The 13,568-nt window shown below is 60.6% G+C and carries 10 protein-coding genes; all 10 read right to left on the bottom strand.

The genetic code is table 11. The annotated features are described in order from the left end of the window. Positions 1 to 19: 19 nt before the first annotated feature. Positions 20 to 2,470 carry a heavy metal translocating P-type ATPase gene (locus tag V5F23_RS18790; RefSeq protein ID WP_042728027.1) on the bottom strand — a complete coding sequence of 817 codons (2,451 nt, stop codon included), beginning with the start codon at positions 2,468 to 2,470 and terminating at the stop codon, positions 20 to 22. 160 nt (positions 2,471 to 2,630) lie between these two features. Beyond that, positions 2,631 to 3,170, bottom strand: coding sequence for a FixH family protein (locus tag V5F23_RS18785; protein WP_042728026.1), 540 nt, complete (start codon positions 3,168 to 3,170; stop codon positions 2,631 to 2,633). 11 nt (positions 3,171 to 3,181) lie between these two features. Then, a complete protein-coding gene (gene ccoG, locus V5F23_RS18780; protein ID WP_212802843.1) occupies positions 3,182 to 4,597 on the bottom strand; it encodes a cytochrome c oxidase accessory protein CcoG in 1,416 nt (471 codons plus the stop codon). 258 nt (positions 4,598 to 4,855) lie between these two features. Continuing rightward, positions 4,856 to 5,854 carry a phosphoesterase gene (locus tag V5F23_RS18775; RefSeq protein WP_212802842.1) on the bottom strand — a complete coding sequence of 333 codons (999 nt, stop codon included), beginning with the start codon at positions 5,852 to 5,854 and terminating at the stop codon, positions 4,856 to 4,858. A 218-nt stretch (positions 5,855 to 6,072) separates the two neighbouring features. Further along, on the bottom strand, positions 6,073 to 7,083 hold the full coding sequence (locus V5F23_RS18770; protein WP_042728023.1) for a hypothetical protein: 1,011 nt from the start codon (positions 7,081 to 7,083) through the stop codon (positions 6,073 to 6,075). Between the two features lie 6 nt (positions 7,084 to 7,089). Then, entirely contained in the window at positions 7,090 to 11,481 is a 4,392-nt protein-coding gene (locus V5F23_RS18765; protein WP_338496032.1) for an RHS repeat-associated core domain-containing protein, read from the bottom strand. A gap of 103 nt (positions 11,482 to 11,584) precedes the next feature. Continuing rightward, complete coding sequence (locus V5F23_RS18760; protein ID WP_212802841.1) at positions 11,585 to 11,995, bottom strand: type II toxin-antitoxin system VapC family toxin; 411 nt, start codon at positions 11,993 to 11,995, stop codon at positions 11,585 to 11,587. Next, the gene (locus V5F23_RS18755; protein ID WP_042731112.1) at positions 11,996 to 12,250 is read right to left on the bottom strand and encodes a type II toxin-antitoxin system Phd/YefM family antitoxin; all 255 of its coding nucleotides are present in this window, start codon (positions 12,248 to 12,250) and stop codon (positions 11,996 to 11,998) included. 150 nt (positions 12,251 to 12,400) lie between these two features. Beyond that, positions 12,401 to 13,384, bottom strand: a complete 984-nt coding sequence (gene ccoP, locus V5F23_RS18750; protein WP_042731113.1) for a cytochrome-c oxidase, cbb3-type subunit III — start codon at positions 13,382 to 13,384, stop codon at positions 12,401 to 12,403. Continuing rightward, the gene (locus V5F23_RS18745; protein ID WP_003183474.1) at positions 13,381 to 13,566 is read right to left on the bottom strand and encodes a CcoQ/FixQ family Cbb3-type cytochrome c oxidase assembly chaperone; all 186 of its coding nucleotides are present in this window, start codon (positions 13,564 to 13,566) and stop codon (positions 13,381 to 13,383) included. The genes ccoP and V5F23_RS18745 overlap by 4 nt, the downstream gene beginning before the upstream one ends. Between the last annotated feature and the right edge of the window lie 2 nt (positions 13,567 to 13,568).

The raw sequence follows: 13,568 nt of genomic DNA, 5'->3' as shown, positions 1-13,568 counted from the left end.
AACTCCATGCCCGCGCGGCTCAGGCCGGCAGCGGGCGGGTATCGGGCGTGGTGTCGAACACTGGCGTGCGGGGCTGACGGGTCAGCCTGAGCGCGTTCAACACCACGGTCAACGAACTGATGGACATGCCGACCGCCGCCCACACCGGCGTAATCCAGCCGAGGGCGGCGAACGGCAACATGAGGCCATTGTACAGGCCTGCCCACACCAGGTTCTCGATGATTACCCGGCGGGTGCGTCGGGCCAGGTTGAAGGCGTGGACCAGGGCGTCGAGGCGGTTGGACAGCAGCACGGCGTCGGCGCTCGTCTTGGCCAGGTCGGTGGCCGAACCCATGGCGACGCTGATGTCCGCCGCCGCCAGTACCGGCACGTCGTTGACGCCGTCGCCGAGCATCAGCACCTTGCGGCCCTGTTGGTGCAACTGCTGCAACACCGCCAGCTTGTCGTCCGGACGCAGGCCGCCCCGCGCCTCGTCGATGCCCAGGTCGGCGGCGACACTGGCCACCATCGGCGAACTGTCGCCCGACAACAGCAGTGTCCGCCAACCCCTGGCCTGGCAGGCGGCCAGCAGGGCCGGGGCATCGGCGCGCAGGCGGTCGTCCAGGACGAACCAGGCCAGCGGCCCGCCGGCATCGCCCAGCAACAGCCATTGTCCGGGTTCGTCCGGCATCGTCGGTACGGTTGCGCCGCTCAATTGGCAGACGAAACCGGGTTGGCCGATGCGCAGGCGTTGCTCTTCCACCAGGCCTTCCAGGCCCAGCCCGGGGGTGCTTTGTACGTGCTCGGCGGCCACGGGGGCGCGGCCGAAGGCGCGGGCGATGGGGTGCTCGGAGCGATTTTCCAGGGCAGCGGCCAGGGCAAGGCATTGGTCGCTGTCGAGGGCGGCCAGCGGTCGGATGGCACGCAACGCCAGGCGACCTTCGGTGAGCGTGCCGGTCTTGTCGAAAATCACCGTGTCGATCTGGTTCAGGCCCTCCAGCACATGGCCGCGGGTCAACAGCAAGCCGAGCTTGTGCAGGGTGCCGGTGGCGGCGGTGAGCGCCGTCGGCGTGGCAAGGGACAGCGCGCAAGGGCAGGTGGCGACCAGCATCGCCAGCACGATCCAGAAGGCCCGGGACGCGTCCAGTTGCCACCACAGCAAGCCGATGGCCGCTGCGGCGACCAGGGAGAACAGCAAGAACCACTGGGCGGCGTGGTCGGCGATCTCCGCCAGTCGCGGTTTCTCGGCCTGGGCTCGCTCCAGCAAGCGCACGATGGCCGACAGGCGAGTGTCCTGGCCGAGCGCGAGCACCTCCACCGTCAGGGCGCCTTCGACGTTGAGCGTGCCTGCCGTGACCGCATCGCCCGCCTGGCGTGGCTGGGGCAGGTATTCGCCGGTCAGCAGTGACTCATCGATGCTGGATTGGCCCTCCAGGATCCTGCCGTCGGCCGGCAGCACCGACCCTGGATGCACCAGCACTCGGTCGCCGTTGCGCAGTTCACTGAGCAGGATCCGCTCGCTCTGGCCGTCATCCGCCAGACGCAGGCATGAGGCCGGCAACAGGTTGACCAGTTGCGCGGTGGCCGCGGCCGTGCGTTCCCGGGCCCGGCGCTCCAGGTAACGGCCGGCCAGCAGGAACAGGGCGAACATGCCCACGGCATCGAAATACAGCTCGCCGGCGCCGGTGATCGATGTCCAGATCCCGGCGATGTAGGCACTGCCGATGGCCAGGGACACCGAAACGTCCATGGTCAGGTGCCGGGTGCGCAGGTCGCGCATCGCGCCCTTGAAAAAGGGCGCACAGCTATAGAAGACGATGGGCGTGGTGAGGAACAGGGCCACCCAGCGCAGGATGGTGTGCATCTCCGGGCTCAGGTCGATGTTGAATTCCGGCCAGGTGGCCATGGTTGCCATCATCGCCTGGAACCACAGCAGCCCGGCCACGCCCAACTGGCGCAGGGCCAGGCGATTCTGGGCCGCCAGTTGCTCGCTGGCCTGGTCGGCCTGGTACGGATGAGCGACGTAGCCGATCTGGCGCAACTGGGCCAGCAGCGTGCTCAGCGGCAATTGAGCGTCGGCCCAGCGCACATGCAGGCGATGATTGGACAGGTTCAGCCGCGCCTCGGCCACCGCCGGCAAGCTGCGCAGTTGCTTTTCGATCAACCAGCCGCAGGCGGCGCAACTGATGCCTTCCATCAACAGGGTGGTTTCGGCCAGCTCGCCTTCATGGTGCACGAACGACTGCTGCACGTCCGGGCGATCGTACAGCGCCAGCTCATCGGTCAACTGTACCGGCAGGGTTTCGGGGTTGGCCGACGCTTCGCTACGGTGCTGGTAATAGCTCTCCAGGCCGCCTGCGACAATCGCCTCGGCCACCGCCTGGCAACCCGGGCAGCACATCTCGCGGGTTTCACCCAGGACAACGGCGGTGAAGCGGCTGCCGGGAGGGACGGGCAGGGCGCAGTGGTAGCAGGGCTGGGGAGTGGTCATGGTTGTCGCATGAAGGCCTTTATGGCTGGGGCGTTTGCGGGTTTATGGGCGCTGTTGTGGCGAGGGTCTTGTTCCCGCTCGGCTGCGCAGCAGTCGTAGTCGGATGAGCCGGTCAGACGAAGAACGGGGCCGCTTCGCGACCCCGCCACCCAGAAGCGATTTACTTCTTCAGGTCTTCGGCGCCTTGCAGCGGTTCATCGCCCAGCAGGATGTCCTGGCCATGGTTGACCTGTTCTTCTTCGAACAACCGCCAGGTCTTGTCGTTCTCCACCCCCAGCAATTCGACAAAGCGTCGGCCCTCGATCTTGTCCGCCAGTTGGCCGACGTAGCGACCGGGTTCGCTGTCATTGCGGGTCAGGACGATCTTGCGGTCTTTCTCCGGTTGGGTCGGGGAGATCAGGCTCAATGCCAGCGTCTGCGGGCGGCTGTTGCCGTTCAGGTGCAGGTTCACTTCGCCGGTGACGTCGTCCAGTTGCACGTTGGCATGCAGTTGCAGGGTCTGGGCCAGCAATTCGCGCTCCAGCGAACGGTTGATACCCTTGCCAGCCTCGTAATAGTTGTCGTTGACCAGGTTGTCCGGGTTTTTCACCGCAATGGTCACCATCGTCAGGCTCAGTGTCACCGAACAGGTCAGGATCCCGATAATGATCCACGGCCAGAGGTGCTTGTACCAAGGGCTGGTGGCGGTTGCTGCAGGCATGTTCAGTTCTCTCAACGAGTTTGTGGGCCGATGAATCGGCTCTTGGCTTCAACGTGAACGCTTTCGTCATCGGCACCCTTGAGGATGAAGGTCACCTCGTTGGTGCTCGATGGCAATTGCTCCGGTGCGCTGGACAATTCGACCGGCTGGCTGAAGATCTCGCCGGCCGCGACCTTGATTTCCCTCCGGCCTTGCAGCTTCAGGTCGGGCAGGCCGGCAGCTTCCAGGATGTAGGTGTGGTCGCGCTGGTCCTTGTTCATGATCTTCAGGCTGTAGACGTTCTCGATCCGCCCCTCGGCGTTTTCGCGGTACAGCACGCGGTCCTTGCTGACGTCGAACCCCACCAGCGAGCGCATGAAGAACGCCGCCACCAGCAAGCTGATCATGGCCAGCAGCACCAGGGCGTAGCCGATCAGGCGCGGACGCAGTTTATGGGTTTTTTGCCCGGACAGGTTGTGTTCGGTGGTGTAGCTGATCAGGCCGCGGGGGTAATCCATCTTGTCCATGATGTTGTCGCAGGCGTCGATGCAGGCCGCGCAGCCGATGCACTCGATCTGCAGGCCGTCGCGGATGTCGATCCCGGTCGGGCAGACCTGGACGCACATGGTGCAGTCGATGCAATCGCCCAGGCCCAGGGCCTTGTAGTCGACGCCTTTCTTGCGCGGGCCACGGCTTTCGCCGCGACGCGGGTCGTAGGAAACGATCAGGGTGTCCTTGTCGAACATCACGCTCTGGAAACGAGCGTAAGGACACATGTAGATACACACTTGTTCGCGCAGCCAGCCGGCGTTGCCGTAGGTGGCGAGGGTGAAGAAACCGACCCAGAAGTACGACCAGCCGTCGGCCTGGCCGGTGAAAAACTCGAACACCAGCTCGCGGATCGGTGTGAAGTAACCGACGAAGGTCATGCCGGTGACGAAGCCGATCAGCAGCCAGAGGCTGTGCTTGGCGAACTTGCGCAGGAACTTGTTGGCCCCCATGGGCGCCTTATCGAGCTTGATACGTTGGTTGCGGTCACCCTCGGTGACCTTCTCGCACCACATGAAGATCCAGGTCCACACGCTTTGCGGACAGGTATAGCCGCACCAGACTCGTCCGGCATAGACGGTGATGAAAAACAGCCCGAAGGCGGCAATGATCAGCAGCCCGGACAGCAGGATGAAGTCCTGGGGCCAGAAGGTCGCGCCAAAAATAAAGAATTTGCGTTCAGGCAAGTTCCACCAGACGGCCTGGTGGCCGCCCCAGTTCAACCAGACCGTACCGAAGTACAGCAGGAACAGGACCGCTCCACCCACCATCCGCAGGTTGCGGAACAGGCCGGTGAAGGCACGGGTGTAAATTTTTTCCCGAGAGGCGTACAGGTCGACGCTTTTGTTCGCGTCCTTGGCAGGCGGGGTGACGTCATGTACCGGAATCTGATTACTCATCAAAATGCATCCCACGGCAGTGGAAAAGTGCCAAGGCCAGTACGTGCCGACCACGGTCACAAAGGGGTGTTGCAGTGGCGCAATGATACGCCTGTCGCTCTAGCTCAAGGGTGCGACCTTTGGTCGCGTTGGGCGCAAGGGTCGAATGGTGTAGCGGATGTAACAAGTCATGATCCAGATCAATTGACTTGTCGAGTATAGCCGTCCAGCCGCGGCGGACGGCGCCAATGGGAACCCCCTTTGACGCCGCTTGAAAGGCTACCGGACCTCAACGGTGTGACTGGCGACAGGATTGCGCCAGTCGTTGTCGGCAATGATGTGCACGGTCAGGTGTTTCCTGTCGTCGGAGAGCTTGGCATGCAGCCAGGTTTTCCGGACAGCCGAGCCGCTGGTGAACAAAGGCACGTCGCCGTAGGTGTAGTTGGGCAGATGGGCCCCGGGCTTGTTGTTCCCATCGACGGAAAATACAGCGGTCACGCCATGATCCTCGATCAATTGCTTGAAACGGGTGATCTCAGCCACCGGGACTGGCCAGCGGAACGGCTGGTTCAGGCTCAACAGAATGATTTTTCCCTGAGAGCGCGCCTGTTGCAGGTCGCGCTCCAGCCAATCGAGGGACGCGGTAATTTCGTAGGCGGTGGTATTGAACACGGCGTGGGTGGAAAAATTCACCGAATACGTGGGTTGGTTATGCAATTGAACCAGGTGCACATCGCCAAAATCCCTGGCATAGGCCAGGCTCCCATACCAGGTTTTCGTCAGGCCTGAAGCCCTGGCCGACAAGTCCATGTTCCGGGTTTTTCCCCAGTAGCGTTCTTTGAAGTCGTCGACACTTCCGGCCGCACAACTGGCGCAACTTTCGACATTGAAGTCGTAGTCATGATTGCCCAGGCCGTAGTCGTAGATATTGTTCAGTTTGTTCTGCAAAACCGTCTTGATATAAGAACGCTCGCTGGCCTGACCTGACCGGGTCAAGTTGCCGTTGATCATGACAGGCACCGCGGCGGGTCCTCCTGATTGCGCACGGAACTCGGCGATGCTGGTGTACTGCGCGTCGATCAGCCAGCGGGAGCGGGACGCCGTATCGCTGGCCGATTCGGCCTCACCGTTTTCGGATTTTTCGCTGGAGGGGTACTTCGGGCTGGCGGCAAATACGATAGCACTGGGTGCTACATCCGCCGCCAATGAATGAGCGGCCGGCACGCCGTAGAGCACTAACAAAGCGGATAGAAGTTTCAAGTCAGTCAGTTTTTTCATGGAAATCCTTTTCTATGAATAATGGATATTTGTTCCAGGGGCGACTTTAGCGAGATGAACTTACGCGTGCCAGAGTGGAGGGCGGTGGCATTGATAGTGTTTGTGTCAGTGAGATAACAGGACAATTTCGGTGGCGTACATCCGGAAGATCTTCGCTGAGCCACGAAGATGCTTCGCTTGGGGAAGTACAGCCTGCCCTGGCTAAATTCGCCGCAATTTTACTGCCTGTACAGGATGTTGTAGAACGAAGCGGGGTCGTCATTTAGCAAAGACAGGTCATGACCCGTGGGGATTTTTTCGAACAGCGCTTTGGTGACGCTCATGCGACGTAGGATGATGGCCTCCAGCAGCTTACCAAACAGCACCTCATCATTGACGTATTTCTTCAGTTTCAGGAGTTCACGGGGTCGGTTTTTCAGGATGTGAAAGGAGTAGTTCATCAGAATCATGTTCGAGACGAACAGGTTTTCCGTTGATTGGAGCGGGTTGATTGTATCAATCAACGCGTTGAGTACCCGCTGCCTGTCCTGAGCATAAGTGTTCAGGAAAAGGTCGGGATACATGAGCTCGCTGTGACGGTCATTGAGCTTGAAGCGATAAGTGTCTGCGTCAGGTTCGGTCAGTAACCGGATAACGGCTGTCTGATAGTTTTTCAAATGGCTCAACAGCTCATGCTCTTTCCTGGCATCCGCCTTGATCGTTCTGTAGACCAGGTCGATGATCTCCAGAAAAGGCACAGGCCCCAAGGCATCGGTCGTCATCATCAATTGATGACCCTCGATGCTGAACCGACGATACACCTCGTCGTCGATGCTCAACTCGAAGAGCAGGAACCTGAACATGTGGTTTCTGAGTTGCGCATTGGAATCGATCGTGCTGTTCTTCAAGCTGATCAACTGGATCAAGTAGAAGAAAATAAAATAGTCCTTGTTGGTTCGTTGGCGGTTGTCGATCTCAAGTAGGTAACCAAGGCGTGAGAGAACCAGAAGCAGGGCATAGCAATCCAATTCCGTGAAACCGATTTTCGCCATGGATTTTTCGAAAGCGCTTACTGAAAACAAATCGTGCCAACGGCTCACGCTGAAGGCTGAGCCGTTGCGTTTCCTGGCCACGACTCGGAGTAATGAGGGCTCGTCTTCTTCATAGAAAATGGCGCCCAGCGCCTTAGGGTAGGGGCGGGCGTTCAGGAAATTTTCAAGCTTATAGGAGAGGAGGTTGAATATGTCCATTTAGCCTTACCCACATGTCTTCCACTTTCCATTCGGGCCTTTTTTCTCGACACGAAATGACGTGATGGTTTTATTGAATTTATCCAACAACCGGAAACCGATTCCTCTGGCCTTGGGTTCATTCGTTTTGGAAAGCACGCCATCTTTCAACCCGGTCTCCTTATAGTCAACAGTAGAGATATCTTTGTGGTTATTGAGCATGCTGACCCCTTCATTGTTGACGGTAGCGACGACTCGATATTTTTCATTGCCTGGGTTGAATCCTGGGTTGCTGTCTTGATTGACCCAAACCGCCTTCTCTCCCCGGATATTCGGTACCAAGCCCCCTTTACCGCCATTGGCGGCCTTTGAGGAAACCGTTTCGCTTTCGCCCATGTAGCGGATAATCTCGTTTTCTTTCAACCCCAATGGGTCGATCCAGGTAAACGGATTCGGTGAGTAGCGATAGAGATTAAGGCTACCGGTCAGGCCCAGAGGGTCGGGCGTAGTAAAGCGTCCGATGTCGGGGTCGTAAAAGCGAAAGGTGTTGTAGTGCAGGCCAGTTTCCCGATCCAGATATTGCCCTTGGAATCGAAGGTTCTGTTCTTCGACGTAATACGGTTCACGCACCTCCTCAAAAGTGTTGCCCCATACTTGATAGCGGGCATGCCACAGCGGATGCCCGTCATTTTCCGTCAAGGCGTATGGCTGGCCATTGGGATCGTTGTGGTAATGGCGAATGCGTTGATTCTCTTCGATGCCATCGACCCTTGCCAAGGGCTCGTGACCGTTATCAGCGTAGAGGTACAGGCTGGTCAGGCCACTTTTTTGCTCTTTTAGTAATTGCAGACCATCCCAGTCGAAGCGCGTGGAAGCGATGAGTTGACCTTTGCTGTCATGTTCAGTTTTCCCAATCCTTCGGCCCAAGGGGTCATAGCGCATCCTGACGACGCTTTCTCCCTCCACTTTCTGCGTTCGAACCTCAATCAGACGATGATCCGAGTCATATCTGAATCGTTGCAACCCGTGCCGTTGGCTGCGTTTTTCTATTATTCGTCCGAAGCCGTCGTATCGATAACGCTTATCCTGATAAGTCAGCAATTGGTTGTGCATAACCCGTCCGGCTGCGCCCCGGGAGCCGTCGAGGAGATTGGCAGCCGCATCGAAGGAGAACGTTTCATTCTGTCCTTGGCGGCTTCCCTGGCTCGCCATGATTCGTCCCGTCGCGTCGTAGTGCAGCAGTTGACGTTGCTGACCTTGTGGCATTCGTTCGAGGCGTCCTACAAGATGATCGCTGGGGTCGAATTCAAAATGGATCTGTTCGGCATTGGCCATCGGCGAAGAAGGGCTTGCGAGGCGGCGTTGGCGACTGCGTAGGCGTCCGCTACGGTCGTAGTCGCTACGCGTGTGGATTTGGCCTTGCGTGCGCATCACCTCACGATGCAGCCGGTCACGTTCGAAATCGCTGATGACTTGACCGTCAAGATTGATCTGATGCAGGTGGCCACTGCCGTAGTAGAGGCGGTTAATCCAGCGACCGTCAGGGAGTCGGGTCCGGATGAGATTGCCGAGTTCGTCGTAATGGTGCTGCAAAAGCCCTGTCGAACTCTGTTCTTCAATCAAATATCCCAACGCGTCATAAGCGAAGCCCAATCGCTGTTCATCGCCATCTTTATTGGCAGTGACGGCTTCGATCAATTGGTTTAGCGGGCTATAGCTGTACCGAGACTGTCCGTCAGGCGTGAGTCGAGTGATTAGTCGGCCTACCGCATCGCGTTCCAAATGCTGGACGATGGGTTCTTCGAGGGGTTGATGATCATTTCGCAGCGCTGCGACGGTCTCGACTCTTGTTACGTGGTCAAGAGCGTCGTAGGTGTAACGTTTGACGCTGCCATCGAGATTGCGCTGTTCAGCCAGCCGATCCCCGGCATCCCAGGCAAACCGATAGCTTTCCCCATTCTCATTGACCAGGGCCTGCAATCGTCCATAGCTGTCGTACGCAAACTGCACCTGTCGGCCCTGGGCATCGGTGCGTTGGCGCACTTGGCCGCGGCGGTTGTGTTGGTAGAACGTGGTGTGTCCGGCCGGGTCGGTGTAGCCGGTGAGCTGGCCGGCGGCGTCGCGCTGGTACTGCTCGGTGCGCCCGTCCGGCAACTGGCTGCTGAGCAGGCGGCCCTGAGCGTCATAGCTGAACTGGGTGCGTTCGCCGAGGGCATCGGTGATGGTTTGCAGATAGCCGCGCGAGTCGTAGCTGAAGCGCGTCGGGTAGCCTGAGCAATCGATGTGCTCGACGAGTTGCCCGAACGGGTTCCAACGCAGCTTCTTACGCTTGCCGGTGGCGTCGATGATCTCGATGACCTGGCCGTGGGCGTCGTAGCGGTAGCGGGTGACGTGGCCCAACGGGTCGGTCTCGGCGATGCAGTTGCCCCGCGAGTCGTAACGATACTGCCAGCCGTTGCCGGCGGCGTCGGTGTCCACCAGCGGCAAGGCCCAGTGTTCGAGCCACAGAGTGGAATCGCTGCGGCCCAAGGGGTCGGTTTCGCTGACCAGGTTGCCGGCTTCGTCGTAGCTGAAGGCATAGCCGCCGCCCTGCGGGTCGGTGGCGCTGAGTAACTGGCGTTCGTCGTTCCACTCGAACAGCCAGGTCTGGCCGAGGTTGTCGGATGAGCAGATGATCTGGTGCTGGCTGTTCCAGTGGCGGGTGCTGGTGCGTTGCAAGCTGTCGGTGATGCGCGTGGTACCGGCCGCCAGGTCATAGTCGAACTGATAGGTGTCGCCTTCGTCGGTCCAATGCCGGATTACGCGCCATTCCTGGTTCTCGATCAGCGCCCATTCGTAGAAGCAGCGCAGGCCGGTGGGCAGTTGGTGCTCCACCATCCGCCGCCCGGCGTCGTAGCGGAAGCGCCGTTGCACCTGGCCGGTGGCGTCGCGTACTTCGGCGAGGTTGTTCGCCGCGTCGTAGGCGTAGCTGACCAGCATGTCCCGCGACTGGTCGGGGTAGAGGCGCTCGATGCAGGTGACACGCTCGCCTTCGCGGATCAGTTCGACCTGCACCAGGTCGAAGGTGTCGCGCAGTCGCACCAGGCGCCCGGTGTCGTCATAGTCGAGGTGGATGCGGTTGTCGTTGCGGTCGCCCAGTTGGCTCAGGCGCAGAAGCGCGGCCCGGCCCGGGGTCGGCTCGAACAGGCGGTACAGGCCGTCGTCGCTTTCGATCAACAACTGGCCGTTGACGTGCCGGCGCACGGCGAGGCCTTCGCCGGCGCTGAACACCGCGCCGCCCGAGGGGATCGCGCCCATGTCGATAGGGCGGGCCTGTTCGTCGGTGTAGATCAGGGTTTCGCCGCCGTCCGGGTGCGGGAGGATCTCCACGCAGACTTCATAGGCCACACTCCAACCGGCGCCGAACAACGTATCACGGCGCTCGTCGCGGCTGTTGTAGAAACGTTGCCAGTCGATCGCCAGGATGCCGGGCAATACGAAGTCCAGCTCTTCATCGCGCCCCAGTACCTTGGCCCCGGTGGCGGCGTGCACCGGATTCGACGTACCCATGGCCGCGTTGGCTGCCGCGCCCATTGCGCTGCTAACCGCCATCGACGCCGCTGCACCGGCCAGCATGCACGGCAGCTTGCTGAAAAACTTGCCCTTGCCGCCCTTGAGCATCAGCAGCGCCGTGACCGCCAGCCCCACGCCCGGGGTCTTGCCGCTGCGGATCTCGCGCACCACCACGGTACCGCCGCCGATGGTCACGTCAGGGGAAATCAGCCCCGATGACACAACCTTGGCGTCGCAAGTGCTGCGGTCACCGCTGCGCACGGCGGGCTGGCCATTGATGGTGACCTTGTCCGAGCCTTCGGCCAAAAACTGTGGCGGCATTGGCGGATGCTTCAGGCAGGTGATCATGTCCAGCGGTTTGGGTACGGCGCCGGGCGCGGGCGTGGCGACGGTGGGGCGCCACATCTGCGAGAAGAAGCTCTCGGCCATGTCCAGGTAGCTGGGCTCGGGCTGCGGCTCCTCGAGTTCGGTGCCGGCGGGCGCGACATGGGACTCGATGGCCCCGGCGGCGCGGGCCGCTGGAATGTTGTTGGTCAGGGTGTCGGTGGAGCCGGTGAGGATATTGGCCTGCACCGTGGGCGGAAAGAGCGCGTTGCCAATGCCCTCGCATAAATGGCTCAAGCCTTTGTCGGCCCCGGTTTTGCTCATGGCGATGCCGACCACTGCACCGACCACCGCGCCAAGCAGGAAGCAACCGAGCCCACCGGTGGCCACGGTGATGCCCGTGGCGGCCACCACGGCGGCGGTGGCCAGGGCCGTGATGGCGATGTTCGCGGCTACTTCGAGCACACCACCGAGGATGTCGGCCATCATCGAGGTGTGTTCCAGCGCATCGCCCAGGCGGGCAGCCCAAAGTGCGTCAGACATGCCGGAGCCCAGGATGTTTGACGGCCATTTGCTTGAAGGGGTCTATACCTATCACTACGCCTGTCTCCTTGGCGATGAGTTGAGGATCCGTTGTAACGTTATTTCAGCTTGACCACGGATTGAGCAACGCCACGCCGCTGCCCTGGAAATCGTTCACGTTGCGGGTGACCACGGTCAGCCCGTGGACCAGCGCGGTTGCGGCGATCAGCGCGTCGCATTCATTGCAGCGGTCCGGTACATGCAGCCGGGCGCAGCGCAGCGCGACGGCGCGATCGATCGTCAGGACTCTACCTGCAAACGCAGGCATCACATGGTTATCCAGCCATTCACGCAAGCGGCTGCCTTGAGCGGGGTCTTTGCGTTCGAAGCGCGATACGCCGGTTTCCAGTTCCAGTACGGTAATCGCCGAGACGTACAGGCTGGGGGCAGGAACGCTGCGCGCCCAGGCTTGGACGTTTCTATTTGCTTGAGGTTTGCGCAGTTCCGAAATGACGTGGGTATCGAGTAAGAACATTCAGGACAGGTCTACCGAGCGGGGAGTGATGACGGCACGCTCGGTCTCGAAATCGATATCCGGCGCATCGGGCATGACCAGCAACTCGACAATGCTGGCGTTGACGCCGGTCAGTTTCTGGTACTCCTCAATGCTTAGCAGCACGTGGGCCGGCTTGCCACGGTCGGTGATGATAACCGGCCCGTCGCGGGTGGCTTTTTTGGCACCACTTGTGTCGTGGTTGAATTCACGGCTGGAGAGTGTGGTGATGGACATGGCGGTGCCCCTCATTGAGCTTGAATGTAGGCACGTTACTACTTGCGCCGATGGCCGACAAGCGCAGCAGGACAGGTTTCGCGACACCGAGAACGAAAAGGCCCCGTCAATGTGCATTGACGGGGCCTTTTGGTGTTTCAGGCGAAAGCCTTACTGGGCGTCAGCGGCTGGAGCCTTTTCGCCGTGGGACAGGCTGTAGACATAGGCGGCCAGCAAGTGGACCTTGTCGTTGCCTTGCAGGTCGGCCTGGGCAGGCATCTGGCCCTGGCGACCGTAGCGGATGGTCTGTTGCAGTTGCGCGAAGCTCGAACCGTAGATGAACGCGCCAGGGTGGGTCAGGTCAGGGGCGCCCATGGCCGGCGTGCCTTTGCCGGCCGGACCGTGGCACGCCACGCAGTTGGCCGCGAACAGCTTCTGGCCGTTGGCCGGGTCGGCCTTGGCGCCTTCCGGCAGTTTGCGACCGTGCAGGCTGGTGACCAGGTAGGCGGCCACGTCGGCAACCCCTTGTTCACCGACCACGGCAGCCCAGCCCGGCATGACGGCGTGACGACCGCCCATGATGGTGGTCTTGATGGTTTCCGGCTCACCGCCCCAGCGCCAGTCAGCGTCGGTCAGGTTGGGGAAGCCGTAGGCACCCTTGGCGTCGGAACCGTGGCAGACCGAGCAGTTGGAGGCGAACAGGCGGCCACCCATCTTCAAGGCTTGCGGGTCCTTGGCGACTTCTTCGATCGGCATGGACGCGAACTTGGCGAAGATCGGACCGAACTTGGCATCCGAACGAGCCATTTCCTTTTCCCACTCGTGAACGCCCGTCCAGCCGGTCTGGCCGTTGGCGAAAGCGGTCTGTTTCTCGGTGTCCAGGTAGTTATAGCCTGGCAGCAGGCCTTTCCAGTTGCCCAGGCCCGGGTAGAGCACCAGGTAGCCGAGGGCGAACACGATGGTGCCCACGAACAGCATGAACCACCATTTGGGCAGTGGGTTGTCGTACTCCTCGATCCCGTCGAAGGAGTGGCCGACCGTCTCTTCGGTGGCTTCGCTGCGCTGGCCCTTGCGGGTCGACAGCAGCAGCCAGGTCAGGGAGAAGATCGTTCCCAGGCTGAGGACTGTGACGTACAGACTCCAGAACGTAGTCATTCTTTGTTACTCCTAGAAGCTTGCTCGACGTGCTTGATGGCTTCGGGATCATCCGCGAACGGCAGCAAGGTCGCGTCGTCAAACTCCGACTTGCGCTTGGGGCTGAACACCCACAGGGCCAGGCCGATAAAAGCCACCATCACGACGACGGTGCCCAGGCCGCGAATCATCCCGATATCCATTA

This window comes from Pseudomonas sp. WP18 (genome assembly GCF_036689585.1).
Lineage (GTDB): Bacteria > Pseudomonadota > Gammaproteobacteria > Pseudomonadales > Pseudomonadaceae > Aquipseudomonas > Aquipseudomonas chlororaphis_E.
This window is presented reverse-complemented; position numbering and strand designations above follow the sequence as displayed.

Excerpts from the sequence above, each read along its gene's own strand:
- V5F23_RS18790 (WP_042728027.1), bottom strand. The coding sequence starts at position 2,470 with ATGACCACTCCCCAGCCCTGCTACCACTGCGCCCTGCCCGTCCCTCCC.
- V5F23_RS18785 (WP_042728026.1), bottom strand. The coding sequence starts at position 3,170 with ATGCCTGCAGCAACCGCCACCAGCCCTTGGTACAAGCACCTCTGGCCG.
- ccoG (WP_212802843.1), bottom strand. The coding sequence starts at position 4,597 with ATGAGTAATCAGATTCCGGTACATGACGTCACCCCGCCTGCCAAGGAC.
- V5F23_RS18775 (WP_212802842.1), bottom strand. The coding sequence starts at position 5,854 with ATGAAAAAACTGACTGACTTGAAACTTCTATCCGCTTTGTTAGTGCTC.
- V5F23_RS18770 (WP_042728023.1), bottom strand. The coding sequence starts at position 7,083 with ATGGACATATTCAACCTCCTCTCCTATAAGCTTGAAAATTTCCTGAAC.
- V5F23_RS18765 (WP_338496032.1), bottom strand. The coding sequence starts at position 11,481 with ATGTCTGACGCACTTTGGGCTGCCCGCCTGGGCGATGCGCTGGAACAC.
- V5F23_RS18760 (WP_212802841.1), bottom strand. The coding sequence starts at position 11,995 with ATGTTCTTACTCGATACCCACGTCATTTCGGAACTGCGCAAACCTCAA.
- V5F23_RS18755 (WP_042731112.1), bottom strand. The coding sequence starts at position 12,250 with ATGTCCATCACCACACTCTCCAGCCGTGAATTCAACCACGACACAAGT.
- ccoP (WP_042731113.1), bottom strand. The coding sequence starts at position 13,384 with ATGACTACGTTCTGGAGTCTGTACGTCACAGTCCTCAGCCTGGGAACG.
- V5F23_RS18745 (WP_003183474.1), bottom strand. The coding sequence starts at position 13,566 with ATGGATATCGGGATGATTCGCGGCCTGGGCACCGTCGTCGTGATGGTG.